General features: G+C 71.3%; 27 protein-coding genes. 13 read left to right on the forward strand and 14 right to left on the reverse strand.

Features of this window, described 5'->3' with window-relative positions; translation table 11 throughout:
• Window positions 1-5: 5 nt before the first annotated feature.
• Complete coding sequence (locus tag OHA68_RS03095; RefSeq protein WP_189136705.1) at window positions 6-1,208, reverse strand: acyl-CoA dehydrogenase family protein; 1,203 nt, start codon at window positions 1,206-1,208, stop codon at window positions 6-8.
• 106 nt (window positions 1,209-1,314) lie between these two features.
• On the opposite strand from OHA68_RS03095, the gene OHA68_RS03100 reads away from it, so the two are divergent.
• Window positions 1,315-1,914 carry a GNAT family N-acetyltransferase gene (locus OHA68_RS03100; RefSeq protein WP_327106271.1) on the forward strand — a complete coding sequence of 200 codons (600 nt, stop codon included), beginning with the start codon at window positions 1,315-1,317 and terminating at the stop codon, window positions 1,912-1,914.
• 47 nt (window positions 1,915-1,961) lie between these two features.
• On the opposite strand, the gene OHA68_RS03105 is transcribed toward OHA68_RS03100, so the two are convergent.
• Entirely contained in the window at window positions 1,962-2,531 is a 570-nt protein-coding gene (locus OHA68_RS03105; RefSeq protein ID WP_327106272.1) for a TetR/AcrR family transcriptional regulator, read from the reverse strand.
• Between the two features lie 80 nt (window positions 2,532-2,611).
• On the opposite strand from OHA68_RS03105, the gene OHA68_RS03110 reads away from it, so the two are divergent.
• A complete protein-coding gene (locus OHA68_RS03110) occupies window positions 2,612-3,868 on the forward strand; it encodes an FAD-dependent monooxygenase (RefSeq protein WP_327106273.1) in 1,257 nt (418 codons plus the stop codon).
• On the opposite strand, the gene OHA68_RS03115 is transcribed toward OHA68_RS03110, so the two are convergent.
• The 6 genes from OHA68_RS03115 to OHA68_RS03140 all read right to left on the reverse strand — a co-directional run bounded on the left by OHA68_RS03115 (window position 3,771) and on the right by OHA68_RS03140 (window position 10,307).
• Window positions 3,771-4,655: a DMT family transporter gene (locus OHA68_RS03115; RefSeq protein WP_327109446.1), complete on the reverse strand. Its 885-nt coding sequence runs from the start codon at window positions 4,653-4,655 to the stop codon at window positions 3,771-3,773. The two genes, OHA68_RS03110 and OHA68_RS03115, sit on opposite strands and share 98 nt — an antisense overlap.
• A gap of 109 nt (window positions 4,656-4,764) precedes the next feature.
• Window positions 4,765-5,154 (reverse strand): VOC family protein, encoded by a 390-nt coding sequence (locus tag OHA68_RS03120; RefSeq protein ID WP_189136702.1) that lies wholly within the window; start codon window positions 5,152-5,154, stop codon window positions 4,765-4,767.
• A gap of 35 nt (window positions 5,155-5,189) precedes the next feature.
• Window positions 5,190-7,346 (reverse strand): accessory Sec system translocase SecA2, encoded by a 2,157-nt coding sequence (gene secA2, locus OHA68_RS03125; protein WP_327106274.1) that lies wholly within the window; start codon window positions 7,344-7,346, stop codon window positions 5,190-5,192.
• Window positions 7,347-7,556: 210 nt separating this feature from the next.
• Window positions 7,557-8,456: a DMT family transporter gene (locus OHA68_RS03130; protein ID WP_327106275.1), complete on the reverse strand. Its 900-nt coding sequence runs from the start codon at window positions 8,454-8,456 to the stop codon at window positions 7,557-7,559.
• A gap of 294 nt (window positions 8,457-8,750) precedes the next feature.
• On the reverse strand, window positions 8,751-9,566 hold the full coding sequence (locus tag OHA68_RS03135) for an SAM-dependent methyltransferase (protein WP_327106276.1): 816 nt from the start codon (window positions 9,564-9,566) through the stop codon (window positions 8,751-8,753).
• 144 nt (window positions 9,567-9,710) lie between these two features.
• Window positions 9,711-10,307, reverse strand: coding sequence for a nucleotidyltransferase (locus OHA68_RS03140; protein WP_327106277.1), 597 nt, complete (start codon window positions 10,305-10,307; stop codon window positions 9,711-9,713).
• A gap of 102 nt (window positions 10,308-10,409) precedes the next feature.
• On the opposite strand from OHA68_RS03140, the gene OHA68_RS03145 reads away from it, so the two are divergent.
• Together OHA68_RS03145 and OHA68_RS03150 are read left to right on the forward strand one after the other, a co-directional pair.
• Window positions 10,410-10,883, forward strand: a complete 474-nt coding sequence (locus OHA68_RS03145; protein ID WP_327106278.1) for a DUF1360 domain-containing protein — start codon at window positions 10,410-10,412, stop codon at window positions 10,881-10,883.
• A 121-nt stretch (window positions 10,884-11,004) separates the two neighbouring features.
• Window positions 11,005-11,154 carry a GPGG-motif small membrane protein gene (locus tag OHA68_RS03150; protein ID WP_189136697.1) on the forward strand — a complete coding sequence of 50 codons (150 nt, stop codon included), beginning with the start codon at window positions 11,005-11,007 and terminating at the stop codon, window positions 11,152-11,154.
• A gap of 217 nt (window positions 11,155-11,371) precedes the next feature.
• Here the strand turns inward: OHA68_RS03150 and OHA68_RS03155 are convergent, their stop codons facing one another.
• The 3 genes from OHA68_RS03155 to OHA68_RS03165 form a co-directional block, all read right to left on the reverse strand.
• Window positions 11,372-12,100: a metallophosphoesterase family protein gene (locus tag OHA68_RS03155; RefSeq protein ID WP_225276831.1), complete on the reverse strand. Its 729-nt coding sequence runs from the start codon at window positions 12,098-12,100 to the stop codon at window positions 11,372-11,374.
• Window positions 12,093-12,344: a BON domain-containing protein gene (locus OHA68_RS03160; RefSeq protein WP_189136695.1), complete on the reverse strand. Its 252-nt coding sequence runs from the start codon at window positions 12,342-12,344 to the stop codon at window positions 12,093-12,095. The genes OHA68_RS03155 and OHA68_RS03160 overlap by 8 nt, the downstream gene beginning before the upstream one ends.
• 84 nt (window positions 12,345-12,428) lie before the next feature.
• The gene (locus OHA68_RS03165) at window positions 12,429-13,427 is read right to left on the reverse strand and encodes a DNA topoisomerase IB (protein WP_327106279.1); all 999 of its coding nucleotides are present in this window, start codon (window positions 13,425-13,427) and stop codon (window positions 12,429-12,431) included.
• Window positions 13,428-13,482: 55 nt separating this feature from the next.
• Here OHA68_RS03165 and OHA68_RS03170 point away from each other — a divergent pair, with 55 nt between their 5' ends.
• The 3 genes from OHA68_RS03170 (at window position 13,483) to OHA68_RS03180 (ending at window position 16,758) form a co-directional block, all read left to right on the forward strand.
• Window positions 13,483-13,737, forward strand: a complete 255-nt coding sequence (locus OHA68_RS03170) for a hypothetical protein (protein ID WP_189136693.1) — start codon at window positions 13,483-13,485, stop codon at window positions 13,735-13,737.
• 5 nt (window positions 13,738-13,742) lie between these two features.
• Window positions 13,743-14,759, forward strand: a complete 1,017-nt coding sequence (locus tag OHA68_RS03175) for an SDR family oxidoreductase (RefSeq protein WP_327106280.1) — start codon at window positions 13,743-13,745, stop codon at window positions 14,757-14,759.
• Window positions 14,760-14,931: 172 nt separating this feature from the next.
• Window positions 14,932-16,758, forward strand: a complete 1,827-nt coding sequence (locus tag OHA68_RS03180; protein ID WP_327106281.1) for a transketolase — start codon at window positions 14,932-14,934, stop codon at window positions 16,756-16,758.
• 9 nt (window positions 16,759-16,767) lie between these two features.
• Here OHA68_RS03180 and OHA68_RS03185 read toward each other — a convergent pair whose 3' ends face one another.
• Complete coding sequence (locus OHA68_RS03185; protein ID WP_327106282.1) at window positions 16,768-17,154, reverse strand: ChaB family protein; 387 nt, start codon at window positions 17,152-17,154, stop codon at window positions 16,768-16,770.
• Window positions 17,155-17,210: 56 nt separating this feature from the next.
• Window positions 17,211-17,492 carry a hypothetical protein gene (locus OHA68_RS03190; RefSeq protein WP_189136689.1) on the reverse strand — a complete coding sequence of 94 codons (282 nt, stop codon included), beginning with the start codon at window positions 17,490-17,492 and terminating at the stop codon, window positions 17,211-17,213.
• A 73-nt stretch (window positions 17,493-17,565) separates the two neighbouring features.
• Here OHA68_RS03190 and OHA68_RS03195 point away from each other — a divergent pair, with 73 nt between their 5' ends.
• From OHA68_RS03195 to OHA68_RS03205, 3 genes are all read left to right on the forward strand, one after another.
• A complete protein-coding gene (locus OHA68_RS03195) occupies window positions 17,566-18,024 on the forward strand; it encodes a shikimate kinase (protein ID WP_407674413.1) in 459 nt (152 codons plus the stop codon).
• Complete coding sequence (locus OHA68_RS03200; RefSeq protein WP_327106284.1) at window positions 18,021-18,578, forward strand: GNAT family N-acetyltransferase; 558 nt, start codon at window positions 18,021-18,023, stop codon at window positions 18,576-18,578. Before OHA68_RS03195 ends, OHA68_RS03200 begins: the two co-directional genes overlap by 4 nt.
• Window positions 18,579-18,674: 96 nt before the next feature.
• The gene (locus OHA68_RS03205; protein WP_327106285.1) at window positions 18,675-20,924 is read left to right on the forward strand and encodes a serine/threonine-protein kinase; all 2,250 of its coding nucleotides are present in this window, start codon (window positions 18,675-18,677) and stop codon (window positions 20,922-20,924) included.
• Here OHA68_RS03205 and OHA68_RS03210 read toward each other — a convergent pair whose 3' ends face one another.
• Window positions 20,925-21,821, reverse strand: a complete 897-nt coding sequence (locus tag OHA68_RS03210) for a hypothetical protein (protein WP_327106286.1) — start codon at window positions 21,819-21,821, stop codon at window positions 20,925-20,927.
• Window positions 21,822-21,949: 128 nt separating this feature from the next.
• On the opposite strand from OHA68_RS03210, the gene OHA68_RS03215 reads away from it, so the two are divergent.
• The 3 genes from OHA68_RS03215 to OHA68_RS03225 are packed head-to-tail and all read left to right on the forward strand — an operon-like array spanning window position 21,950 to window position 24,416.
• Window positions 21,950-23,074 (forward strand): winged helix DNA-binding domain-containing protein, encoded by a 1,125-nt coding sequence (locus OHA68_RS03215; RefSeq protein ID WP_327106287.1) that lies wholly within the window; start codon window positions 21,950-21,952, stop codon window positions 23,072-23,074.
• A gap of 9 nt (window positions 23,075-23,083) precedes the next feature.
• The gene (locus OHA68_RS03220; RefSeq protein WP_327106288.1) at window positions 23,084-24,106 is read left to right on the forward strand and encodes a sugar kinase; all 1,023 of its coding nucleotides are present in this window, start codon (window positions 23,084-23,086) and stop codon (window positions 24,104-24,106) included.
• 52 nt (window positions 24,107-24,158) lie between these two features.
• Complete coding sequence (locus OHA68_RS03225) at window positions 24,159-24,416, forward strand: DUF1876 domain-containing protein (RefSeq protein WP_327106289.1); 258 nt, start codon at window positions 24,159-24,161, stop codon at window positions 24,414-24,416.
• Window positions 24,417-24,459 lie beyond the last annotated feature (43 nt).

The raw sequence follows: 24,459 nt of genomic DNA on the forward strand, positions 1-24,459 counted from the left end.
CGTCGTCACATGTACTTCTTGAGTTCGCGGTAGGCCAGCGACCGCTTGTGCACCTCGTCGGGGCCGTCGGCCAGGCGCAGCGAGCGGGCGCCGGCCCAGAGCCCGGCCAGCGGGAAGTCCTGGGAGACGCCACCGGCGCCGTGCGCCTGGATGGCCTTGTCCAGGATCCACTCGACGGCGATCGGGGTGGAGATCTTGATGGCCTGGATCTCGGTGTGCGCGCCCTGGTTGCCGACGGTGTCCATCAACCAGGCGGTCTTGAGCACGAGCAGGCGCAGCTGCTCGATGCGGATGCGGGACTCGGCGATCCAGTCCTGGACCACGCCCTGCTGGGCGATGGTCTTGCCGAACGCCGTCCGGCTCAGCGTCCTGCGGCACATGAGCTCGACCGCGCGCTCGGCCATGCCGATCAGCCGCATGCAGTGGTGGATGCGGCCGGGCCCGAGCCGGGCCTGAGCGATGGCGAAGCCGCCGCCCTCCTCGCCGATCAGGTGGTCCACCGGCACCCGGACATCGGTGAAGACGATCTCGGCGTGGCCGCCGTGGTCGGCGTCGCTGTAGCCGAAGACGTGCATGCCGCGCTTGATCTCCATGCCGGGGGTGTCGCGGGGCACCAGCACCATGCTCTGCTGACGATGCGTGGGCGCCTCCGGGTCCGTCTTGCCCATGACGATGAAGATCTTGCAGGCGGGGTTCATCGCGCCGGAGATGAACCACTTGCGGCCGTTGATGACGTACTCGTTGCCGTCACGGGTGATCGAGGTGGCGATGTTGGTGGCGTCGGAGGAGGCCACGTCGGGCTCGGTCATCGCGAACGCCGAGCGGATCTCGCCGTCGAGGAGCGGCCGCAGCCACTCCTTGCGCTGCCAGTCGTTGCCGAACATGGCCAGCACTTCCATGTTGCCGGTGTCGGGCGCGGCGCAGTTGGTGGCCACCGGGGCCAGGTGCGGGCTGCGGCCCATGATCTCCGCCAGCGGCGCGTACTGCAGGTTGGTCAGTCCGGCGCCGTGGTCGCCGGGCAGGAACAGGTTCCACAGGCCGCGCTGTCTGGCCTCGTCCTTCAGGTCGTCGATCAGCGGCGGAGCGCCCCAGCCGCTGGTGGCGGCCTGCTCCTCGAAGGCGTGCTCGGCCGGGTAGACGCATTCGTCCATGAAGAGCAGCAGACGCTGGCGCAGGTCCTCGGTGACACTGTCGAAGGCGAAGTCCATGAACGGAGGCTACCGACCGGCCGGTATGCATGTCGACAGGTGGTTCCCGGCAAAACCACCCATGTGGCCATCACCGCAGGCCACGGACCACCCATAGGGTCACGCCATGACCGCTGATCTGCCCGTGCCCGTGGTGCTGGAGAACGACCTCGTCCGCCTGGAACCGCTCACCCTGGACCATCTGCCCGACCTGTTCGCCGCGTCGGGCGGCGACGAGGAGGTCTGGCGCTGGCTGCCCGCCCAGACGCCGCGCACCGAGGCGGACCTGGCGGCGATCGCCCGCTCCCTGCTGGAGGACGACCGGCACATCCCGCTCGCGGTGATCGTCAAGGAGACCGGCAGGGCGGCCGGCTGGACCACCTACATCGACGTGCCGGGCTTCGAGCAGAGCATCGAGATCGGCTGGACGTGGTACGGCAGAGCCTGGTGGCGCTCGGCCGTCAACACCGGCTGCAAGCTGCTGCTGATCGACCACGCCTTCGACAAGCTCGGCTACAACCGGGTCCAGCTCAAGACCGACATTCTTAACGTACGTTCACAGAATGCGATCAAGAGGATCGGCGGGGTGCACGAGGGCACGCTCCGGCGCCAGCGCCCGAGGCCGGACGGCACCTGGCGCGACACGGTCTACTTCGGCATCCTCGACGAGGAGTGGCCCGCCCACCGAGCCCGCCTGACGGCGGCTTACGCGGAACCCGGCGCCTGACCTCGCACCATGAGGGCTTACGGCGACCGCCTGCGCACCATGAGGGCTTACGCGGAGCCCGGCGGATGGCTTCCCAGCATGCCCGCCAGCAGCTCGCGAACGGCCTCGCGGAGTTCGTCGAACGTCGGCTCGACGCCCGCTCCGGCTATCGCGTCGAACATGATGCCCTCGCCGAACGCGACCATCTGGCGCGCGTGCCGTACCGGATCCGTCGAGCCGGCGGTGGCGAGCAGGGCGACGGCGGGGTCGCGGAAGCGGCGGCCGGCCCGGTCGTAGATCGCGCGCAGCTCCGGCCGCCTGGTGGCCTCCAGTGCCAGCTCGTAGCGGGCCAGGGTGCGCCTGCCGTCGCGGAGCTGGACCTGCAGCACCTGGGCCATCAGGTCCGGCAGGTCGCCGGGGGCCTCCCCGGTCAGCGCCGCGGCGAACACCCGCTCCTCCAGCTCCGTCAGCCGCGACAGGGTGAGCTCCAGCAGCGCGGCGCGGGTGCGCGCCAGGTTGGAGGTCGAGCCGGGCGGCAGGCCCGCGACCTCGTCGACGGCCCGGTGGGTGAGGCCGCGCATGCCCCGCTCGGCCAGCAGGGTGATCGCCGCCTCGGCGACGGCCTCGGAACGCTTCACGGACCCTGATACTACGCGTGTAGTGACGGAACTACGGATGTAGTAGCCTGACACTACAGACGTAGTTAAGGAGCGCTGCCATGGCGAAGGCCGTAGTGATCGGCGGGGGCATCGGCGGGCTGACCGCCGGCATCGCCCTGCACCGCGAGGGCTGGGAGGTGAGCGTGCTGGAGCGCGCCCCCAAGCTGGAGCCTGTCGGGTCCGGGCTGGCCATCGCCGTCAACGGGCTGCGCGCGCTCGACACCCTGGGTCTCGGTGACGCGGTGCGCGGGCTGTCCCGCGTCCAGGGCCAGGCGGGGATCCGCGCCGCCGGCGGGCGCTGGCTGACGCACACCACCGAGGACACGGCGCGGCGGCGCTACGGCGACTCGGTGGTGGTGCTGCTCCGCGCCACCCTCGTGGACCTGCTGGTGGACGCGCTCGGGCTGGAGAGGCTGCGCCTGAACACCACCGTCACCGCCGTGGACGCCACCACCGGCGACATCCACACCACCACCACGGACCCGGGTACGACCATCGGTGACGTGCGCCTCACCACCACCGGCCCGCAGAAGGCCGCCGACCTGGTCTCGCAGGAGGCCGCCGGCGACGGGGGCCGCCTGCGGGCCGACTTGGTCGTGGCCGCTGACGGCGTCAACTCGGCGGTGCGCGCCGCGCTCTTCCCCGGGCATCCCGCCCCCGCCTATGCGGGGGTGACCGCCTGGCGCGGGCTGGTGCCGCGGCCCGACGTGCCGGTGCGCAGCGCGGAGAGCTGGGGCAGGGGCACCGTGTTCGGCGCCCACCCGATCAGTGACGACCTGGTCTACTTCTACGCCACCGACCTGTCACCGGCCGGGGCCGCCCACGGTGACGAGCGGGCGGAGCTGCTGCGCAGGTTCGGTGGCTGGCACCAGCCGATCCCGGCCGTGCTGCGCGCCGCGGACCCCGCGCGGATCATCCGCAACGACCTCTTCTACCTGCGCGAGCCGCTGCCCGCCATGCACGTGGGCCGGGTGGCGCTGGTGGGCGACGCGGCCCACCCGATGACGCCCAACCTCGGCCAGGGCGCCTGCCAGGCGATCGAGGACGCGGTGGTGCTCGCGCGGCTCGCGAACGGCGACCTGGCCGCCTACACCGAGGCCCGCCTGCGGCGGACCGCCGAGGTGGTACGCAGGTCGATGTCGATCTGCACGATGACCAAGCTGCGCAACCCCGTGGCCGTGGCACTGCGCGACAGCGGAATGTCGCTGGCCACCCGGCTCATGCCCGATCTGATGCTGCGGTCAATGGACGGGATTCTGGGCTGGCGGCCGCCGCCACGGACGGGGAATGGTCAGGAGCCAGCCGCCCCAGCGTGATCGTGCCGGCGATGGTCAACGCCGCCGCGAGCAGCGCGGGCACCGCGGTGGCGGAGCCGGTCGGCAGCGGCTCGCCGAGCAGGATCGCACCGGCCAGCACCGAGGTGATCGGGTCGATGACCTGCACGCCGGCGTAGGCGATGCCGAAGTAGCCGACCGCGTAGGAGCGCTGCAGCAGCACCACCGCGCAGACCAGCAGCACCGGCACGGCCAGGGTGAACCAGTGCAGCAGCCGCCCCCAGTCGCCCTCCATGCCGCCGCCGACCACCCGGACGAACGTGGACACGCTCGCGGTGACGGCGCCCGCCCCGATGGACAGCAGCAGGGCCCGGCCCGGCCCATGGGTCCGGCTCGCGGCCACCTGGCTGACCAGCACGATCACCCCGATCACGGCGATGAACGCCAGGGCGGAGCCGTTGCCGAGCCGGGGCGTGACGTGATGCTGCGGCACCAGGAACATGAGCCAGAGCAGGCCCACGGCCACCGCGATCGAGCCGAGGATCTCCGCCTTGTACGGCTTGCGGCCGTACATGAGCGCGGCCAGCGGCACCGCGAAAACCAGCGTGGCCACGCTGATGGGCTGCACGGCGACCAGCGGCGCGAAGCTCAGCGCGACGGCGTGCAGGCTCGCGCCCGTCATGCCGATGACGCCGCCGATCCACCAGCGAGGGCGTCTCACCAGTCTTAACGAGGCGCCCTCGGCCACCGCTTCGTACTGCTGCAGCGCCGCGCCGAGTGCGTATCCCAGCGCGCCCGCCAGGGCGATGGCCACACCGACCCAGGTCATGGGCACCCGCGCAGGGTCCGAGGTCCGTCCAGGAGCATTGCCCCAGCTTAGAGGTGAAGCAATGCCCCCGAATCATCCTTTAGGCCAATTTCGGGGTGAGTCCAGGGGCCTAGGAACCGCTATCCGGCGTCTCCGGGCAGACGCACAGGAGGTGGCCCTCAGGGTCCTGAAGGACGATCCAGCGAGTGCCCTCCTCGGTGACGCCCGGCTGGAACTCCGGCTTGGTGGCGCCGATCGCCAGATATTCCTCGACGGCCCGCGCCACGTCCGGCACCCGGAAGTCGAGATGGAACTGCTTGTCCGGGCTCGGCCAGACCACCGGCTTGCGCTCGGGCACCCGGCCGAAGTAGATGCTCGTGGTGCCGTCGCTCACGGCGGCGTACTCGTCCTCGGCGTACTGGATGTCGAACCCGGTCACCTGGTGGTAGAACGCGGCCAGCTTCCTGGGCTCCGCGCAGTCGATCGTGAACGCTATGAGATTCGCCTTGGTCGTCGTCATGTCCCAAGGCTCGCAGCCGTACCTGCCACCTTCTGTCAGGTACGGGAAGCGCGTGCGCCCGAACTCATCCGCTTGAGGATCCGATCCCACTCGGTGCCGAACGGGTTGTCCTGCACCAGGTAGGTCCAGGTCGCCTCGGGCCGCTTCAGATCCGGCTCCGGCGCCTCGAACGACTCCAGCGAGCGCCGCTCCACCTCGGCCTGCAGCGATTTGTACTCGGCCACGGCCTCCCGGTGGAACTCGTCCACCGGGCTCATCCGGCCCAGCGCCCGCAGGTGGATGCCTTCGCGCAGGTCGGTGAGGAACGCCAGATGCTCGGTCCAGCACTGGTCGATCGCGTGCAGCACGATCTGCCTGGCCGTCTCCTGCCGAGTCTCCTCCGGCAGCGACGCCCAGCGCTCGGGGTCGGCCGCCGCCAGCGCCTTGGCCGCCGAGTCGCCGTGCAGGACCTTGTCGCGCCACTCCATGATCAGCTCCCGCTGCTGCTCCAGCAGCCGGGTGTAGCGCCAGGTGTTGCGGTGGATCTGCAGGTTGACGCCCTCCGCCACCCGCTGGGCGTGCCCGACGAGATAGGCGCCCCGGCGGTGCCGCACCAGGCCGTCGGCGTCGGCGGCCGGCGGGCGCTCGTCCGGCGTGAACTGGGTGATCAGCTCGTCCCCCATGCTGACGAAGAACACCGAGCCGCCCGGGTCGCCCTGCCGGCCCGCCCGGCCGCGCAACTGGTCGTCCAGGCGGCTGCTGGCGTGGCGGCCGGAGCCGATCACGTACAGGCCGCCGAGCTCGGCGACGCCGTCGCCGAGGCGGATGTCGGTGCCGCGCCCGGCCATCTGGGTGGAGACGGTGATGGCGTCGCGCTCCCCCGCCTTGGCGATGATCGTGGCCTCTTCGGCGTCGTTCTTGGCGTTGAGCACCACCGGCCGCAGGTTGCGGCGCTGCAGCAGCTTGGCCAGGCTCTCGGACTCGGCCACGTCGAGCGTGCCGATGAGGATGGGCCGGCCGGTGGCGTGCGCCTCCTGGATCTCCTCCACCAGCGCCGCGTCCTTGTCGGGCACCGTCGGGTAGATCCGGTCCGGCTCGTCCTTCCTGACGCACGGCCGGTTGGACGGGATCACCGCGACCTTCAGCCCGTAGAACTCGCCGAGCTGCTCGCTCACCGCGACGGCCGTGCCCGTCATGCCGCACACCGTCGGATAACGCCTGACCAGGCCCTGGACGGTGATCGAGTCCAGGATCTCGCCCTTCTCGCTCGGCGGCAGCGCCTCCTTGGCCTCCACCGCCGCCTGCAGCCCGTTGGGCCAGCGCTGCAGCATCGCGACCCGGCCGCGCGAGGGGTTGATGAGCTGCACCTTGCCGTCCCGCACGATGTAGTCGACGTCGCGCGACAGCAGCGCGTGCGCGTGCAGGGCCAGGTTGAGCTCGATCAGCGTGCCCGGCTCGTGCTCGTCGTAGAGCTCCACGCCCAGCAGGTTCTCGACGGTCTCGGCGCCCTTCTGGGTCAGATAGACATTGCGCGCCTGGTCGTCGATCTCGTAGTGGTAGCCCCTGATGAGCTGCCTGACCAGCACCGCCATCTCCGGCACCGCACTGCCCGCGTCGGAGGCCCCGGCCATCACCAGCGGCACCCGCGCCTCGTCCACGAGCACCGAGTCTGCCTCGTCGATCAGCGCCACTTCGGGGTCCGGCACGATGATCGCGCTCGCGTCCGTCCGCAGCCGGTCGCGCAGCACGTCGAACCCGATCTCGCTGACGGGCCCGTAGGTGACGTCCTTCGCGTACGCCTCCCGCCGCTCCTCCGGCGTGGACCCCTGGCCGATCCAGCCGACGCTGACCCCCACCGCCTCGTAGAACGGCGCCATCCACTCGGCGTCCCGCCTGGCCAGGTAGTCGTTGACGGACATGACGTGCACCCGCTTGCCCTGCAGCGCGTATCCCGCCGCCGCCATGGCCCCGGACAGCGTCTTGCCCTCTCCCGTGGCCATCTCCGCCACTTTCCCGTCCAGCAGGGCGAGCGTCCCTAGCAACTGCACGTCGTACGGCCTGAGCCCCAGCGTCCGGTCGGCCGCCTCCCGCGCGACGGCGCAGAACTCGGCCAGGTCGCTCATGTCCGGCGTCGGCAGCTCGTCCAGCCCGCCGATCCGATCGCCGCGATCACCCGCCGCTTTGACGATCTTCCGGTAAGGGGTCAGGTTCACGCCTCCGGGACGGTCCAGAAGGTTCCTGACAATCGCTGTAATAGACGCCACAGTTCCTCCAACGCGCGCTCCGCCGGCACCGTTCCCTCCGTGCCGTCCGCAGGCTCGGGGAGCGGAGCGACGATACGGCAAGCGTCGCCGTACGGACCCTAACCCATACCGCCCACCACACCGTCACACCGCTCACCCGAGCTCACCTCATCCGCGCTCTCAGCGCGCTGACAGGCGTCGTGACGTGCGCCGCCGTGCCGCCGGCAGCGCCGCCGGGATCACCATGGCCAGCAGCAGCAGCGCGCAGCCGGTCCAGGCGGCGGGGGTGAGCCGCTCGCCGAACAGCAGCACGCCGAGCACGGCCGCGCCGGCGGCCTCCCCCAGCGAGACGATGGACACGGTGGTGGCCCGCAACGCGGTCAGCGCCCGGAAGAACAGCCCGTAGGCCAGCGCGGTCGGCACCACGCCCAGGTAGACCAGCAGCGCCACGCTCTCCCCGCTCACCCGGGGCAGCACCCCGCCCGCCAGGGCGAGGGGAGCCAGGCAGATCGCGCCCACCACGAACCCGCCCACGGCCATCCCCTCGGGCTCGTCGCGATACCGCCGGGAGAACAGGGTGACCGCCGCGTACCCGGCGGCCGACAACGACCCCAGCCCCACGCCGGCCGCCGTGCCACCGCCCTGACCGGCGGCGAGGGCGGTTCCGCCGGTGAGGAGGAGCAGGCCGGCGAGCGCGGTCACCAGGGCGTACAGTCCGGTCCGGCCCAGGCGCTCACCCAGGAACAGGCGGCTTCCCAGGGCGGTGAACAGCGGGGTCGCCCCCATGGTGACCACGGTCGCCACCGCCACCCCCGACTCGGCGATGGCGGCGAAGTAGGCCGTCTGGTAGACGGCCATCCCGAGACCCACCAGCGCGACGCGCCCGTTGGGACGCCACAGGCGGACCGGGGTGAAAGGGAGAAGGAAGGCGGCGCCCAGCAGGTAGCGCCAGAAGGAGACGTCCAGGGCATCGAGTCCGCCCGAGGCGAACAGCAGGGCGCCGGCGGCGCCACCGGTGCCCCAGGCCGCTGCGGCGATCGCGACGTACACGGTGGCACGCCGAGGAGAAAGGTCGGTCATGACAGATTGCTCCGGGGTGGAGTGGTCGAGATGGGCCCGGTGTGCGGGCAGCAGCCACCCCCGGATCGGTCAGACCCGGAAAATCAGGAATCGCCGCCCGCTACTGGGCGGGCGGAGGGGAGCAAAGAAAATCGCGCGGCACAGCCGTACTCTATTCCTCCGCCGGAAGGCGGTCGGAACCCGCAGCCATCGAGGCCCGCAGGGGTTGAAGCCGGGAGGCGTCGGAACCCGCAGGGGTTGAAGCCCCGAAACGTCGGAACCCGCAGGGTCGGAGTGCGGAGGCGGCGGGGTGGGTCAGGGTTTGCGGGCGACGCCGCCCAGGAGGAGTTCTTCCCAGGGGGTGAGGGGGCCGGGGAGGCGGTCGTCGGGCCGCCATCGGGGGAAGTGGACGACGCCCGGCTCCACGAGTTCCAGGCCGTCGAAGTAGCGGGTGACGGCCTCGTGGGAGCGGAAGTGGCCGGTGCCCATGGTCATCTGGAGCATCGCCTCCAGGGCCCGCGCCTTGGGGTTGAGGCCGGCGAGCATGTTGGAGGCCGCCAGGTAGCTGCCGGACGGCAGGGCGGCCAGGTAGCGCCTGACCAGGGCGTGCGGGTCCTCCCGGTCGGGGATGAGGTGCAGCAGCCCGATGGCCAGGACGGCGACCGGCTGGGTCAGGTCGATGAGCCGCGCCGCCTCCGGGTGGCGCAGCACCGCGTGCACGTCACGGGCGTCGGCGGTGATCGCCGTGACGTGCGCGTTGCCGGACAGGATGGCACGGGCGTGCGGCTCCACCACGGGGTCCAGGTCCACGTACAGGACACGGGCCGCCGGGGAGGCGAACTGGGCCACCTCGTGCGTGTTCTCGATGGTCGGCAGGCCCGCGCCCAGGTCGACGAACAGCCGGATCCCGGCCTCGCGAACGAGGAAGTCCACGACTCTGCCGGTGAAGGCGCGCGAGCACCAGACGAGGTCGACCACGTCGGGCACGGCCGACTTCATGGCACGGGCCACGGTGCGGTCGGCGGCGAAGTTGTCGACGCCGCCGAGGAGCGCGTCGTACACGCGGGCGACGCTCGGCTGCTCGACGTCGACTCCGGGAGGGGTCCACTCGGCTTCGGGGCGGATGGTCACGCGGGCCCCCCTTTGATGAGGTGTGCGCGGATCGTATCCGCACCCGGCATCTCAGCGGGAGGGGGAACCGTGAACAGGCGGCGAAAGGCCGCGCGGCCTCACTGCCAGGTGACTCCCCCGCAGGCCGTACCAGATGTTCGGCTCTCACGGCCAGGTGGGGTCCCCCGCGGGCTGGACGGGGGCGTTCAGGACGCCCAGGCGTTCGAGCAGGGTGAGGAACGTGGCCGCGTACGGCGAGTGGCCGGTCACCGCGGCGACCCGCGGCCAGTCCACCTGCTCACGCAGCGCCCGCACCTGGGGCAGGAGGGCGCCGTAGTCGCAGGCATGCTCCGACATCGGCAGCAACCAGGACACGACCAGGTCGGTCGCCTCCAGCACGGGGACGATCATGGCCGACGCCTTCATCGGCTCGGCCCGGTCGAGCAGTTCGTCGGTGACCGGCTGGTCGGACACCTTGAAGATCAGGTCCACCAGTCTGCCCTCGTCGAAGGCCTTGACCAGCCAGTCCTCCGGGGGTTTCGCCGTCGTGAAGCCCATCTCGCGCAGCGCTTCCAAGGCGGCGGGGATGTCGTGCTCGGTGACCACGAAATCGACGTCGTGCAAGGAAGGCGCGGCTCCTCTGGCGTAGGCCGCGCACCCGCCCGCCAGCGCGTACTTCACCCCCGCGTCCTTCAACCCGGAGCTGGCGCGTTTGAGCGTGTCAAGGATGGCGTCAGTGACCTCATGGCTATGGCTGCTCATGGAGTCGCGCTACCCGCAGGCAGGCCGAGTAGGCGTTCGGTCGCCCGCGTGCGCGAGTATGGCGATGCGGTACGGGTAGCGCCAGGCTTTATGACCCAATTCATGGACAAGACCGAGCAGGACTACCAGGGCGAGCACGACCGGCCGCTGGGCACGTACGTCCGCATCTTGGCCGTTTACGGGGGCGTGGTGGCCACTGCCACGGTGGCCGCGGCGGTGACGGGACGGCGGTTGCCGGAGCGCGTCGGGCTGATGGACCTGGGGCTGATGGCGGCGTGCACGCACAAGGTGGCGCGGCTGGTGGCCAAGGACCCGGTGACGAGCCCTCTGCGAGCGCCCTTCACCCGCTTCGAGGGCGTGAGCGGGCCGTCGGAGCTGAAGGAGGAGCCCCGCAACACCGTCGGCGAGCTGCTGAGCTGCCCGTTCTGCATCGCCCAGTGGGCGGCCACCGGATACGCCATCGGCCTGGTGTTCGCGCCGAGGTTCACCCGGCTGGCCGGCGCGGCGATGACGGCGGTGGCCGCGTCGGACTGGCTGCAGCTCGCCTACGCCAAGCTGATGAAGTCGGCCACCTAGCCGGCCCTGGAATGCCACCAGCCGTGGGAACGCTCCCGCGCGTGGGACCGGAAACAGGGTCCTGACCGGGCCGGACAGAAAAACATGTTAATAGATGAATCACAGGGGCAGCTCTGAACTCATGGTTACTTTGCTCTGGATTCTCGCGGTAGTTCTCGTCATCGCCGGCATCTATGTGATTCTGGCTCGTCGCGATCTCCTGTGGGGGATCGTACTGATCGTTCTCGGGCTGCTGGTGGGTCCGGGAGGGGTCAGCATCTTCAATGTCTAGGGGCGCCCGTCGCCCCAGCCGTCCCTCCACTGGGCCGGGACCCGAGAGCGGCCCAGTGGACAATGACCGCTTATCGCCCTTCCTCTCGGGCTTGGGAAGGGCGTCTCTAATGAAGGTTTGCTGACGATCGCACGCGAAAAGCGGCCGGCTTCTCCAAGCCGGCCGCTTTCGCTGACTAGCTGAATGGCTTTCGCTGACTAGCTGAACGAACAGCTGACTATTCGCCGTTCATGGCAAGGCAGTAGACCGCATAGGCCCGCCCGATCACCGGCAGCGCGACGTTGCGCACCCGGATCCCGCCCGGCGTCATGCCCTTCTCACTGCCCTTGTGCGCGTGACCGTGCAGGATCAGGTCGGCACCCGCCGTGTCGACCGCCTCCGCCAGCAGATAGCTGCCGAGGAACGGGTAGATCTCCAAGGGCTCGCCCTCAAGGGTCTCCTTGACCGGCGAATAGTGCGACAGCACCACCCGGTGGTCCGCCTGCACCTCCTTGAGCGCGACCTGCCACGCCTCGGCGATGAGCCGCGTGTGCCGGACGAGGTCCTTGATCTCCCGCTCGCCGAACTCGCTCGCGCACTTGCCGGCGAACCCGCCGCCGAAGCCCTTGCCGCCGACCACGCCCAGCTTGGTCCCGCCGCACTCCACGACGGCCCAGTCGTCGTCGAGCACGGTCACACCGGCGTCCCTGAGCTCACCGGCGATCTCGTGCTGCAGGTCGGAGTGGTAGTCGTGGTTGCCCAGCACGGCGACGACCGGCAGCGGCAGATCGCGGAACTCGTCGGCCACCAGCCGCCCCTCCGCCAGGGTGCCGTGCCGGGTGAGGTCGCCCGCCAGCATCAGCACGTCGGCGCGCTCCTCGATGCCCTCCAGGCGCTTGCGGTAGTGGCCCCGGGCGTCCTCGCCCAGGTGGATGTCCCCTACGGCCGCGATGCGTAGGTCAGTCAAGGTGCTCATCCTCTCCGGGCGCGCTCGCGTCGAGAATCCTGATCTCGTTGTGCAGGTGAAGGGCCGGGGCGGTCTCGTGGGCCACCTCACCGAGCCTGTCCCGCTGTCCGGGCTCGCTCACCTGACCACGCAGAAAGAGCTGATCGCCGCGAATGTCGACGCGGATGCCGAGCTCGTTCGTGCGCGCGTCCTCGGCCAGCGCCTGCTGGACGCGGGCCGCGACGTACTGCGGAGCTTCTCCCATCGTTTCCTCCTTCTCCGAACGCCGCATGCCCATCGGCGCTGTGCTCAAACGGCGCGCGGCAGGCGGCGCGGCGATCGAGCCTGGTCAACCGGCGCGCAGCAGGTCGAGGACCGCCCGCTCCACCGTCCCGTGCGTGGCGAGCTGCCCGAAGTCGACGTCGGCGCCCAGCTCGGTCAGCGCGCCGGCGATCGTCCTGCCCCGCTCGTACGCCTCGATCACGCGCGGATCCACGTACGACGCCCGCGCCACGGCCGGGGTGTTGCCCAGATACTCGGCGACCTCGCGCATGACCCGGCTGATCGCCCGTTTCCTGGCGGTCTCCGTGGCCGCCTCCTTGGACACCGCCAGGCCCACGGCGGCCAGGACGGTGGCGTGCCAGGTGCGGAAGTCCTTGGCGGTGAAGTCGCCGACCGTCTCGCGCAGGTAGGCGTTGATGTCGTCGCTGCGCACGTCCGCCCAGGCCGAGCCGTCGCGGTAACGCAGCAGTTCGCCGTCGGCGCGCAGCGACTTCAGCGACCTGATCACCCGGCACGCCCCCGTGTCGGCCACCTCGATCTCGCGCGGGATGTCCCCCTTGGCCGGGTAGGAGCAGGTGACGAGGCCGTTCGAGCAGGTCACGTGCTCCATCCGCAGAGTCGCCAGCCCGTAGGAGTCGTAGCTCTCGCCGCCCACCCGGAAGAAGCCGATGTCGAGCAGTCGCGCGGCGGCGGCCAGCACCCGCTGCCGGCTCAGTCCCCGGCCCTTGAGCTGCTCGTCGACGGTCTTCCTGAAGGCGGGCAGCCGCTCGGCCAGCTCCATGACCCGCTCGAACTTCGCCTCGTCCTGCTGCCGGCGCCAGTCGTCGTGGTAGCGGTACTGCCTGCGCCCGGCCGCGTCGGTGCCCACGGCCTGCAGGTGGCCGTCCGGGGAGGCGCAGATCCACACGTCGGTCCAGGCGGGCGGGATCACCAGCGCCTTGATCCGGTCGAGGTCCGCCCGCTCGCGCACCGGGGAGCCGTCCGGGCGGTGGTAGCTGAAGCCGCGCCCGCGACGGCGCCGGACGATGCCCGGCTCGTTCTGGTCACTGGGCTGCAACTCCGGCACGCCCGCCGGGCTACCCGCGACGTTAGGCCGCAAACGGGACGGGCAGTTGGGGCTCATGACCGAAGACAGGGATTGGGAAGAGACCTCCGACAGGGGGCATGCCATGGTGCCCGCCACGCCGCGCGACGTGGTGCACATCAGGGTGGGGTCGTTCATCCTGGTGTTCCTGTTCGCGCTGGCGGTGCTCGGCATCATCGCCCGCGCGCCGGTGATGACCGGGATCGCCGTCGTCGCGGCCGTGGTGGTCGTCATCGACATCGTGCTCGCCGTACGTCGTCAGAAGGACCGTAACGTCGGAGAGGCGGGGTGAGGCGCATGTCGGCGCATCCCCTCAGCGGGCAGGTGGTCGTCGTCACGGGCGCGAGCGGGGGCGTCGGGCGGGCCGTTGTGCGCGAGCTCGGCGCGCAGGGAGCCAACGTCGCGCTCATCGCCCGTGGCGCGACCGGCCTGGGCGCGGCCGCGGTCGACGTGGGCGTCGCGGGCGGGGTCGGGCAGGTCTACGAGGCCGACGTCGCGGACTACGACCAGGTACGGCAGGCGGCCGAACGCATCGAGGCCGAGCTCGGCCCGATCGACGTGTGGATCAACGTGGCGTTCTCCTCGGTGTTCGCCAGGTTCACCGACGTGCGGCCGGAGGAGTTCGAGCGCACCACCGCCGTCACCTACCTCGGCTACGTCTGGGGCACCAAGGTGGCGCTCGACCTGATGCGTCCCCGGGGCCGCGGCACGATCGTCCAGACGGGCTCCGCGCTGTCCTACCGCGGCATCCCCCTGCAGTCGGCGTACTGCGGGGCCAAGCACGCCGTCAAGGGGTTCACCGAGTCGGTAAGGACGGAGCTGCTGGCCGAGCGCAGCGGCGTCCGGATCACCATGGTCCAGTTGCCCGCGGTGAACACGCCGCAGTTCGACTGGGTCCTGTCGAAGCTGCGCCGCCATCCGCAGCCGGTGCCGCCCATCTATCAGCCGGAGGTCGCCGCGCGGGGCATCGTCTACGCGGCCGCGCATCCGGAGCGCAAGGAGTACTGGGTCGGCGCCACCACCGCCGCCACGCTGCTCGCCCAGCGCGTCGCGCCCGCCCTGGTCGACCGGTATCTCGCCAGGACCGGCATCGAGGCGCAGCAGACCCCCGACAAGCCCGCCGGCGAGGTCTCCAACCTGTGGGAGCCGGCGGACGAGTCGCAGGACTTCGGCGCGCACGGCGGTTTCGACGACCGCAGCCACGCCCGCAGCCCGCAGCTCTGGCTCTCCCAGCATCGCGGGCCGGTCGCGGTGGCGGTCGCGGCCGGCGGTGCGGCGGCGGCCTTGGCGCTCTCCCTCCGCGCCAAGTCCTGACATTTCATAGATAGAGCGTGGTTGAGGCCACCCGTCCATGCGGCGGGTGGCCTCTTCGTACGTGCCGGCCCGCGACCGGCTGCGTGCCGGTCCGCGGAAAGCACGGCCGGGCAGGGGAATTGCGTTAAGCGGGCCGGTGAGGGTAGGCGGCGGAGAACCACAAGGAGGGCTGATGCCTGAACACGATCTCCAGTTTCTGAGCGAGCTGGCCGCGCAGTTGCGCGTCGACTCCGTGCGCGCGTCCGCCGCCGCCGGATCGGGTCATCCGACCTCGTCGATGTCCGCCGCCGATCTGATGGCCGTGCTGTTCTCCTGCCACCTGCACTACGACTTCGGGCGGCCGGACGATCCGGCGAACGACCACCTGATCTTCTCCAAGGGTCACGCCTCGCCCCTGCTGTACGCGTTGTTCAAGGCCGCGGGGGCGATCAGTGACGAGGAGCTGCTGACCTTCCGTCAACACGGCAGCAGGCTGGAAGGTCATCCGAGCACGCGACTGCCCTGGGTGGACGTCGCCACCGGCTCGCTGGGACAGGGCCTGCCGGTGGGCGTGGGCATGGCGATGGCCGGCCGGCTGGAACGCGTGCCGCAGCACGTCTGGGTGCTCAGCGGTGACAGCGAGCTGGCCGAGGGGTCCGTCTGGGAGGCCGCCGAGCACGCCGGCAGCGAAGGGCTGTCGAACATCACGCTCATCGTGGACGTCAACCGGCTCGGCCAGCGCGGCCCCACCCGGCACGGCTGGGACCTGGGGGCGTACGCCCGCCGGTTCGGGGCGTTCGGCTGGCACACGGTCGAGATCGACGGGCACGACCCCGGCCAGATCGACTTCGCGCTGAGCGACGCCCGCAACACCCGCAGGCGGCCCACCGTGATCCTGGCCAAGACCCGCAAGGGCGCGGGCGTGGTCGAGGTGGAGAACCGCGAGGGGGCGCACGGCAAGGCGCTGAAGGAGCCGGAGCAGGCCATAGCGGAGCTGGGCGGGCCCCGGAGTCTGACCGTCGAGGTCCGGCGGCCGGACGGACGGGCGGAGCCGTACCGGTTCGGGGGCGGCGAGCTCGCGCTGCCCGAGTTCAAGATCGGCGACGAGGTGGCGACCAGGACCGCGTTCGGCGAGGCGCTCGCCGCGCTCGGCACCGCGCGCGGCGACGTGGTGGTGCTCGACGGCGAGGTGGCCGACTCGACGAAGGCCGAGGCGTTCGCGGCCGCCCACCCCGAGCGGTTCTTCCAGATGTACATCGCCGAGCAGCAACTCGTCGCCGCCGCCGTCGGCATGCGGGTGCGCGGCTGGGTCCCCTACGCCGTCACCTTCGCCGCCTTCCTGACCCGGGCGTACGACTTCATCAGGATGGCGGGCGTGAGCCAGTCGCCGATCCGGCTGGTGGGCTCGCACGCGGGCGTGTCGATCGGTGCGGACGGGCCGTCGCAGATGGGGCTGGAGGATCTGGCCATGATGCGGGCCGTCCACGGCGGCATCGTGCTCTACCCGTGCGACGCCAACCAGGCGGCGGCCCTGACCGCCGAGATGGCCGACCTGTCCGGGGTGGCGTACCTGCGCACCACGCGCGGCGCGACGCCGGTGATCTACCCGCCGGGCGAGCGCTTCCCCGTGGGCGGCTCGCGCGTGCTGCGGCACTCCCCGTCCGACCGGGCCACGATCGTGGCCGCCGGGATCACCGTGCACGAGGCGCTGGCCGCGGCCGACCTCCTGGCGGAGGAGGGCATCGGCGTCGGCGTGCTGGACATGTACTCGATCAAGCCCATCGACGCGGCCGCCCTGATGGAGGCCGCGACGACCACGGGCAACCTCATCACCGTGGAGGACCACCGGCCCGAGGGCGGCCTGGGGGACGCGGTGCTGGACGCGGTGAGCGAGCTCGGACCGAGGGTCGTCAAGCTCGCGGTGCGGGGGCTGCCCGGGTCGGCGACACCGGGCGAACAGCTCTCGGACGCCCGCATAGACCGCCACGCGGTGGTCGCGGCGGTCAAGCGGTTGCTGTGAGGGGGCGGGTCAGCGGCGGGCCTTGGCGGTGGCCCGCCGGTTGGCCTTCTTGATGGCGTCCACGAGCTCCTGCTTGGTCATCTTCGACCGGCCGCGGATGTCGAGCTCCGCCGCCACGCCCCGCAGGTGCTCCTTGGTCGCGTTGGCGTTGACGCCCTCCTCGGTCCGGCCCGAACGGTCCTTCGCGCCCTGGTCGGAGGGGCCCTTCTCGGACTTCGGCTCCCAGTGGTCACCGATCTTCTCGAACGTGTGCTTCAACGCGGAGAAGGCCGTCATGTGGGCGCGCCGCCCTTCGCCGTACTGCTCCACAGCCGAGTCGTGCGCCGCCATCCACGTCTCCTGCGCCTTCTTGGGGGAGCGTCGGACGGTCGTCGGCAGTTCCTGTTCGGCCGGCATGTCAGTTGTCACCTCCTGATTCGCAGCTGGGGTTCACCGCAGGGTTCACAGTGGGTTCACAGCGGGGGTTCGTCGACGCGCCTACGCTCCTCGTAGACGGTGGTCCTGCGCGTGTCCGGCTCCTCGTAGACCTCGTGGCGGTGGACCGGCTCGTCGATCGGGCCCACGGCCCGGCGCGTCAGGCTGATCCGGTAGAGCCCGAACAGCAGCCCGGCCACGCCACCGAGCATGAGGACCACACCGACGATGTTGATGTCGAGGCCGGCGAGATCGAATTCGACGGCCCAGGTGAGGATCGCACCGAGCATGATGAGGATGATGCTTCCGGCGATGGTCATTTGATTTACCTCCTTGGCACGAGGAACCTCTATCCACATGTGGAAAAACAAACCAATCGTGGTGATCGGCCTGATGGGAAGCGGTAAGACGACCGCAGGGCACCTGCTGGCCGACGCCCTCGGCCTGCCGTTCAGCGACAGCGACCCGTTTCTGCGGGCCCGTTTCGGCGGGAGCGCGGCCGAGATCGCCGCCGCCGAGGGCGCCGACGTCCTGCACGAGCGCGAGGCCGAGCACGTGCTGGAGGAGCTCGCCGGCGAGCGGAAGGTGATCGCCGCCGCGGCCAGCACCCTGGAGAGCCCGGTGGTACGCGCGGCCATGCGCGGCGCGTTGGTCATCTGGCTCGACGCGGCGGACGAGATCCTGACCGAGCGCATGCGCTCCAGCGATCACCGCCCCGACTTCTCCCCCACCGCCATGCGGGCCCGCCGTGGTCACTTCTTCCAGGAGGTGAGCGACCTCACCTTCGACGTGGGCGTGATGACGCCCGAGGAGGTGCTCAAGGCGGTGCTGCGGGAACTGGCCGCCGGATGATGTTCGCCGCCAAGCCCACGCTGGTGGGCGAGCTCGTGACCCTGCGGCCGGTCGGCCCCGAGCACGCCGACGGGCTGCAGGAGCTGGTCACCGATCCCGAGGTGCGGCGGCTGACCGGCTCGCACGGCGAGATCGCCGCCGAGGCGGGCCGCCGCTGGTACGCCACCAGGGGCGAGCACGACGACCGGCTCGACCTGGCGATCACGGTGGCGGGCGACTATGTGGGCGAGGTGGTGCTCAACGAGCTCGACACCGCCAACCTGTCCTGCAACCTGCGGATCGCGCTGATCGGCTCGCGCGTCTTCGGCAGGGGCTACGGCGGCGAGGCCCTGTCGCTGCTGCTCGACCACGCCTTCGGCACCACGCCGCTGCACCGGATCAGCCTCGACGTCTTCTCCTTCAACGAGCGGGCCAAGCACGTCTACAAGAAGGCGGGGTTCGTGGAGGAGGGGGTGCTCCGCGACGCGCTGCGCTGGGACGGCGAGTGGTACGACTCGGTGATCATGTCGATCCTGCGCTCCGACTGGCAGGCAAGATCCCAGACCCTGCCATAATGATCTTTGTCCATGGGCTCCCCGAGGCGCGCGGGGGGCCTGTGGCGTTCCGAGGTGCCGACAACCAATCCTCCACCACGTGCGTCTAAGCCTTCGATGACACGCTCGATGCCCGGCGACCCCGAGGAGCTTGGCGGCTACTGGCTGGCAGGCCGGCTCGGCACGGGCAGCCGCGGCATCGTCTACGACTCCTACGACGACCAGGGCCGCCGCTTCGCGGTCAGGGTGCCCTGCCGCGACCTCGCGCCGATCCGGCGGGTGGCGCACCGCCATCTGGCCGAGGTGGTCGCGGTCCGCCTCGACGGCCGGGTGCCTTACGTGGTGAGCGAGTTCGCCGACGGCCCCGATCTGCGGCAGGCGGTGAGCCGGCACGGCCCCTACCGCGGCGACGAGCTCGTCACGCTGGCCGTCAACGTGGCCTCCGCGCTGCACGCGCTGCACGCGGACCGGCTCACCCACCACGACCTGAGACCGGACAAGGTGCTGCTGACCCGTTGCGGGCCGAAGGTGATCGGCGTGGGCGGGCCGGGCGCGGTCGGCGGCACCCGCACCTACCTGGCGCCCGAGGTCTTCACGGGGCAGCCCGCGGGCGCGGCGGCCGACGTGTTCGCGTGGGGCGGCCTGGTGCTGTACGCGGCCACCGGCGAGGACCCGTTCCACGGGGAGAGCCTCGGCGAGGTCATGCACCGCCTGCTGACCGTCGATCCCGACGTGAGCATGCTCCCCGAGGCGCTGCGCGACCTGGTCGCGCGGGCCCTCGCCAAGGACCCGTCGGAGCGCCCCCAGGCCCGCGAGCTGCTGGTGGAGACGGCGCTTGAGCTGCCCGCGCCGGACGGGCCCGCCGGTCCGCGCCCGCTCGGCGAGGTGGCCGAGGAGGTCTACGCCACGCTGTCGTTACCGCAGCGGCTGGAGCTGCCGGGGCTGCTGCTCGCCCTGATGACCGGCCCCGCCCCGCGCGACGAGCACGGGACGCTGGCCCGCCTCACCGAGGCGGGTCTGCTGGTACGGCCCAGCGTCCGGGTTCCCCCGGTCCAGAGCGAGCTGGGCACGCTGGTGGCCGTCAACGGCGACGGCGTGGTGCCGGTGAGCGCCGCGCTCTACAAGGCCTGGCCGAGGCTGCGCGCCTGGGTGGCCGACGAGCGCACGGGCCGCGCCCGTCGTCCCGTGAGCCGCGCGGCACGCCGGTGGGCGGGAGTGCCCGCCGTGGCGCTGCTGGCCGCCGGGGTCGCGGTGGCCGTGAGCGTGTCCGTCGTCACGGTGCGGGGCGCCATGAGCCCGGTCGAGGTGGTCAGCCAGGCCAACGCCCGGGTGGTGGCGGCCCGCGCCGAGTCCCTGCGCACCGCGGACCCGCAGGCGGCGATGCGGCTGAGCGTCGCGGCCTGGAAGCTGGCGCCGGTGGTCGAGGCCCGCGAGGCATTGCAGGCGTCGCTGTCCCAGCCGGAGCTGCGCGTGTTCACCGACCCGGCCGCGAGCTTCCCGACGAGCTACCGGCTGATCGGCGACAAGCTGATCAGGTGGGCCGGTGGCGCGGTCACGCACTGGGACGTCCCGAGCAGACGACTGCTGGCGATGTACCCGACGCCGTCCGGCACGGCGGCGCTGAGCGCCGACGGCCGCTACGCCGAGACGGCCGCCGGCCGGCGGGTGGCGGTCTCGGGTGGGCTCCCCGCGGCGGAGGCGACGTTCACGATCACCAACGGCGACCGTACCTCGCTGTACGCCCGGAACCGGCCGGTGTTCGAGGTGGTCGGCGGCCAGGTGGCGCTGTCCGCCGACGGGCGCAGGGCCGCCGTGTCGAGCCCGGACGGCCGGGTGGAGCTGTGGGACGTGCCCGGCCGGGCCGTCAGCCGCACCGTCCAGGTCCCCCCACGGACGGACGGCGCTGCCCCGGCCCTCACGTTCAGCCCGGACGGGCGGCTACTGGCCGTCGCGGGTGCCAAGCCCTCGCTCGTCGGCGAGTCCGGATCCCCCGCCCACGCCCTTCCCGGATCGGACGCCGGCCCGCTGGGCGCCCCCGCCTTCAGCCCCGACAGCCGTCTGCTGGCCATCCCCTCGGAGGAGGGCGTGCGCCTGTGGCGGGTGGCCGACCGGCGGCTGCTCGCGACGCTCGCGCCGCACACCCCCGGTCACCACTATGTCTTCTCCGACGACGGCCGGACCCTGCACTACCTGACCGGTCACGGCTCGGTCGTCTCGCTGGACGTCTCCGCCACCGTCGCGTCGCCGGGCGTCCCCGTGGACCCGGCGCTCGCCGTACGGGAGGTCTGTGCGCGGGCGGGCGGGGCGCTCAGCGAGGCCGAGTGGCGCAGGCTGATCCCCGAGGCCGGCTACCAGGAGATGTGCTGATCACTTGTTGGCGTAGCCGCAGTCCTCGACCTTTTCGGTGCCGCCCTCGCTGAAGTCGGGGTCCAGCACGACGTTGGTGAGGATGGTGGCCTCGATCGGGCGGCGGACCGTGGCCATCTTGCCGCAGTCGTAGAAGGTGTACGACCCGCCGTCCTGGCCGAGCACCAGCCAGCGGTCGTCGGGGGTGAGCACCTTGCCGTCGCCGTCGGACACGGTGGCCCACTGGTTGGGGAACCCGGCGAGCATGAGCACGATGTTGCTGTCGCCGTTCTTGTACACGTCCTCCGCACCCTCGGTCATCCAGCCGACCAGCACGAACCCCATCCCGATGCCCACCAGGGCGCTGATGAGCACGCGCATGCCGGCACGGCCGGAGGGCTGCCTGCGCAGCAGCCGGTACGGGATCAGGTAGCCGAAGAGGGCGACCACCGCGATGGTGATCGTCACGGTCGTCCCGGTGACGCCGAACAGGGTCAGCAGGCCCCAGTAGGCGGTGCCGGACAGCAGGGCGCCGACGGTGGCGGCCAGCCACGGCCGCTCGCGTCCCCGGTCCAGCACCCGGCCGGCCCAGCCACGGGTGATCACGTTGAGCACCCAGCCGACACCGACCACCATGCCGCCCACCGGCAGGATGATCAGGAAGAGCAGGATCAGGGTGGCGATCAGGCGGCCCAGGAGGGTGGACTGATCGATCCCGGCCTGCTCGGGGGTGATGCCGAAGGTTTCGTAGACGCTCTGGAAGCCCATGTAGAGCAGGGCGTACAGGCCCACGGCCACCGGCACCACGACGGTGCCGAGTCTTTCGAAGATTTCGATGACGCTGCCCCGCTCCTTAGGAGCCTGGACCTGCGGTTCCTCCGCTTTTGCCTCGATAGGCGGTAATGTCTGAGAACTCATGAGACCTAAGAGTGCACTGCGCCCGCTGTGCCCGCCCAGTGATTGAAAAATCAATCATTACGACCCGGAAACGAAGGGTGGTTCATCGCGGCACGATCCTTGCCGCGATACCCCCTACTTTGGACGGCATGGACCCCCTCCTCACCCGCAGGCAACTGAACAGAGCGACCCTCGACCGGCAGTTCCTGCTGAGCCGCACCGATCTTCCCATCGCCGAGGTGGTCGAACAGGTCGGCGGATTCCAAGCGCAGACCCCGCACACCTGGTACACCGGCCTGTGGAACCGGATCGCCGGCTTCCAGGCCGCGGACGCCGCCAAGCTGCTGGAGTCGCGCGCCCTGGTCCGCATCGCGTTGCAGCGCTCGACCATCCACCTGGTCACCGCGCGCGACTGCCTGGCGATGCGGCCGCTGCTGCAGGTGGTCACCGAGCGGATGACCAGGACCACCTTCGTCAGAAAGCTCGACGGCGTCGACCTCGACGAGCTCGCGGCCCACGGGCGGTCGCTGCTGGAGGCCGAGCCGATGACCTTCGCCGCACTCGGCAGGGCGCTGGCCGAGCGCCGGCCCGGCAACGACCCGCACGCGCTGGGCCAGGTGGTGCGCTGGCTGGTGCCGCTGGTGCAGGTGCCGCCGCGCGGCCTGTGGGGCAGGAGCGGGCCGATCGCGCACACCAGCGCCGAGTCGTGGCTCGGGTTCGACATGCCGCCGATGACGGCCGAGGAGCTGGTCATCCGCTATCTGTCGGCGTTCGGCCCGTCGTCGGTCATGGACGTGCAGACCTGGTCGGGTCTGACGCGGCTCGCCGAGGTGGTGGAGTCCATGGACCTGCTCCGGTTCCGCGACGAGTCCGGCCACACCTTGTACGACCTTCCCCACCTTGTACGACCTTCAGCCGAAATTTCGGCACCCGTGCGGTTGATGTATGACTTCGACAACCTTTTCCTGTCACATGCCGACCGGACGAGGGTCATCACCGAGGCCGGTTTCGCCGCGCTGCGGGGCTTCATGGGCACCAACGTGATGCCCCGCGTCATCCTCGTCGACGGCTTCACCGCCGGGGACTGGACCGTGGCCCGCGCCAAGGGCACCTCCACGCTGACCATCCACCAGTGGGAGCCGATCGCCGACCTGGAGGCGGTGGCCGAGGAGGGCCGCCGGCTGCTGAGTTTCCTCGTCCCCGGCGACGAGCACGAGATCGCCGTCCTCGACGGCCCCTCCACCTCGAACCTGCGCGCCCGCGAAGATGGGTAGTTCCCCGGGATGACCGATCTGGTGACCTTCGGCGAGACGATGGCGCTGTTCGCCGCCCGGCGCACCGGGCCGCTGCGCTTCGCCCGTGACTTCGACCTGGGCCTGGGCGGCGCCGAGTCGAACGTCGCCATCGGCGTGGCCCGGCTCGGCCACGCCGTCCGCTGGATCGGCCGGGTGGGCGCGGACGAGTTCGGCGACCTGATCCGCTCGACGCTCGCGGGCGAGGGCGTGGACGTGCGCGCCCTCCCCGACGAGGCGGCCACCGGCCTGATGATCAAGGGCAGGCGGACGGCCGACCACATCGACGTCACCTACTACCGCCGGGGCAGCGCCGGCTCCCGCCTCACCCCGGCCGACCTGGACCCCGAGCTCATCCGGGACGCCCGGGTGCTGCACCTCACGGCGATCACCCCCGCGCTGTCCGCCTCCTGCCGGGAGAGCGTGCGGCACGCGGTGACCGTGGCCCGCGCCGCCGGTGTCACCGTTTCCCTGGACATCAACTACCGCAGGGCGCTGTGGCCGCCCGACGAGGCCGGCGCCTGGCTCCGCGAGATGATCGGCCAGGTGGACGTGCTGTTCGCCACCGAGGCGGAGGGCAGGCTGATCACCTCCCCCGAGGCGGAGGGCGGACTGATCGCCGCCACCGAGGCGGAGGGCGGACTGATCAGCGCCGACGCCGGGACGGTCGGCGGCGGGACGGAGTCTGCCGAGCTGGCGCGGGCGCTGGGTGCGTTCGGGCCGCGACATGTGCTGGTCAAGCTGGGCTCCCAGGGCGCGATCGAGTGGTCCGGCGGACGCCTGCTCCGCGCGGAGCCGTACCAGGTGACCGAGGTGGACCCGGTGGGGGCCGGGGATGGGTTCGCGGCCGGGTGGCTGGCCGACTGGCTGGCCGGCGCCACCCCCGAGCGGCGGCTGGAGACGGCGTGCGCGGCGGGGGCGTTCGCGGTGACGTCGCAGGGCGACTGGGAGTCGCTGCCCCGGCGCGACGACCTGCGCCTGCTCGGGCGGGACGGCGACGGTGTCAGCCGTTAAGACGTTACCCCGCTGGACTATGGGAAAGGCTTGCAGGAGGGAGGTGGGGACTATGGAGTACAAACAGTGGAACGTGCAGATCTGGATCAGCGAGGACGACGACGACGCCGTCACCACCGCCACGGCGGTGCTGTTCACCGCTGAGGGCAAGCGGCACGAGAGCGTGGCCCACGCTCGTCGCAACCCGGACGACCCGCCCGTGCCCGGCATCGGGGACGAACTGGCCGTCGGGCGGGCGCTGTCCAAGCTCGGCGCGAAGCTGATGCAGGAAGGCGCCCAGGAGGTGTCCGGCCTCGCCGGACAGCACTGACGGGGCACGCGAAGGCGACCGGCCCACAACGGGCCGGCCGCTG

The organism is Nonomuraea glycinis, from assembly GCF_035920485.1.
Classification (GTDB): domain Bacteria; phylum Actinomycetota; class Actinomycetes; order Streptosporangiales; family Streptosporangiaceae; genus Nonomuraea; species Nonomuraea glycinis.

Coding starts and splice junctions, on each gene's coding strand:
- OHA68_RS03100 (WP_327106271.1), top strand. CDS start 1,315: ATGACCGCTGATCTGCCCGTGCCCGTGGTGCTGGAGAACGACCTCGTC.
- OHA68_RS03170 (WP_189136693.1), top strand. CDS start 13,483: ATGACCGAAGACAGGGATTGGGAAGAGACCTCCGACAGGGGGCATGCC.
- OHA68_RS03120 (WP_189136702.1), bottom strand. CDS start 5,154: ATGACGACGACCAAGGCGAATCTCATAGCGTTCACGATCGACTGCGCG.
- OHA68_RS03205 (WP_327106285.1), top strand. CDS start 18,675: ATGACACGCTCGATGCCCGGCGACCCCGAGGAGCTTGGCGGCTACTGG.
- OHA68_RS03190 (WP_189136689.1), bottom strand. CDS start 17,492: ATGACCATCGCCGGAAGCATCATCCTCATCATGCTCGGTGCGATCCTC.
- OHA68_RS03200 (WP_327106284.1), top strand. CDS start 18,021: ATGATGTTCGCCGCCAAGCCCACGCTGGTGGGCGAGCTCGTGACCCTG.
- OHA68_RS03185 (WP_327106282.1), bottom strand. CDS start 17,154: ATGCCGGCCGAACAGGAACTGCCGACGACCGTCCGACGCTCCCCCAAG.
- OHA68_RS03180 (WP_327106281.1), top strand. CDS start 14,932: ATGCCTGAACACGATCTCCAGTTTCTGAGCGAGCTGGCCGCGCAGTTG.
- OHA68_RS03145 (WP_327106278.1), top strand. CDS start 10,410: ATGGACAAGACCGAGCAGGACTACCAGGGCGAGCACGACCGGCCGCTG.
- OHA68_RS03110 (WP_327106273.1), top strand. CDS start 2,612: ATGGCGAAGGCCGTAGTGATCGGCGGGGGCATCGGCGGGCTGACCGCC.
- OHA68_RS03225 (WP_327106289.1), top strand. CDS start 24,159: ATGGAGTACAAACAGTGGAACGTGCAGATCTGGATCAGCGAGGACGAC.
- OHA68_RS03095 (WP_189136705.1), bottom strand. CDS start 1,208: ATGGACTTCGCCTTCGACAGTGTCACCGAGGACCTGCGCCAGCGTCTG.
- OHA68_RS03130 (WP_327106275.1), bottom strand. CDS start 8,456: ATGACCGACCTTTCTCCTCGGCGTGCCACCGTGTACGTCGCGATCGCC.
- OHA68_RS03220 (WP_327106288.1), top strand. CDS start 23,084: ATGACCGATCTGGTGACCTTCGGCGAGACGATGGCGCTGTTCGCCGCC.
- OHA68_RS03195 (WP_407674413.1), top strand. CDS start 17,566: ATGGGAAGCGGTAAGACGACCGCAGGGCACCTGCTGGCCGACGCCCTC.
- OHA68_RS03215 (WP_327106287.1), top strand. CDS start 21,950: ATGGACCCCCTCCTCACCCGCAGGCAACTGAACAGAGCGACCCTCGAC.
- OHA68_RS03160 (WP_189136695.1), bottom strand. CDS start 12,344: ATGGGAGAAGCTCCGCAGTACGTCGCGGCCCGCGTCCAGCAGGCGCTG.
- OHA68_RS03150 (WP_189136697.1), top strand. CDS start 11,005: ATGGTTACTTTGCTCTGGATTCTCGCGGTAGTTCTCGTCATCGCCGGC.
- OHA68_RS03140 (WP_327106277.1), bottom strand. CDS start 10,307: ATGAGCAGCCATAGCCATGAGGTCACTGACGCCATCCTTGACACGCTC.
- OHA68_RS03115 (WP_327109446.1), bottom strand. CDS start 4,655: ATGACCTGGGTCGGTGTGGCCATCGCCCTGGCGGGCGCGCTGGGATAC.
- OHA68_RS03210 (WP_327106286.1), bottom strand. CDS start 21,821: ATGAGTTCTCAGACATTACCGCCTATCGAGGCAAAAGCGGAGGAACCG.
- OHA68_RS03175 (WP_327106280.1), top strand. CDS start 13,743: ATGTCGGCGCATCCCCTCAGCGGGCAGGTGGTCGTCGTCACGGGCGCG.